The sequence below is a fragment of the Pseudonocardia lacus genome, from assembly GCF_018531445.1.
GTDB classification, from domain to species: domain Bacteria; phylum Actinomycetota; class Actinomycetes; order Mycobacteriales; family Pseudonocardiaceae; genus Pseudonocardia; species Pseudonocardia lacus.
On sequence record NZ_JAHDTH010000494.1, the window covers coordinates 1 to 767 of the forward strand.

1 pseudogene is annotated in these 767 nt (G+C 81.7%); it reads left to right on the forward strand.

The features are described 5' to 3' along the window. Positions 1-767: pseudogene (locus KIK08_RS39305) on the forward strand (hypothetical protein); the annotation flags it as partial.

Genomic DNA, 767 nt, shown 5'->3' on the forward strand with positions numbered 1-767 from the left:
GGCCGAGGCGGAGCGCGAGCGCACCCGCCTGCTGGCCGAGCAGGACCGCGACTCCCGCGCCCTGCGCGCGCTGGGGGAGGGTGGGCTGCTGCCCCCGCCCGCCGACGTCGAGCAGGCGCTGGCCGTGCTGGAGGCCGCCGGGGTGCGGGCCCGGTCGGGCTGGCGCCACCTGTCCCAGCTGCCGGCCGGGGCCCGCGAGGCGACCCTGCGCCGGTTCCCGCACCTGGTCGGCGGGGTGCTGCTGAACGACCCGGCCGACGCCGGCCGCGCCCGGGAGGCCCTGGACGCCGCCCGCGGGCTGCCGTGCGCGGTGGTGGCCGTCGGCTCCGTCCGGGCGGTGGAGGAACCCGGCCCGGGTGCGCCGGGCGTCGAGTTCGTGGTGGCGCCCAACCCGGCCATGGTCGACGAGGACGCTGCGGCCGCCGTGCGCGAGCAGCTGGGCGCGGAGACGGCCGAGCGCAGCGAGCGGCTGGCCGGGCTGCAGGAGCGCCTGGCCGCCGACCGGGAGCTGGCCGCGCTGCTGCGCGAGTGGGTCGGCCGCTACCCGCCCGGGGCGCTCGACGAGTTGGAGGAGGCCCGGTCGGGCGCGGCCCGCTCCGCCGTGGACGCGCGGGAGGCGCTGGAGGCGTCCGTCGCGGAGATCGCGGCGATCGACGACCGCGCCGAGGAGCTGCAGGCCGCCCGCGCCGGGCTCGACGAGGCGGCGGCGACGGCCCGCGAGCGGGCCGCCGGCCTCGCCACCCTGCGCGGCGTCGCGGCCGAGCAGG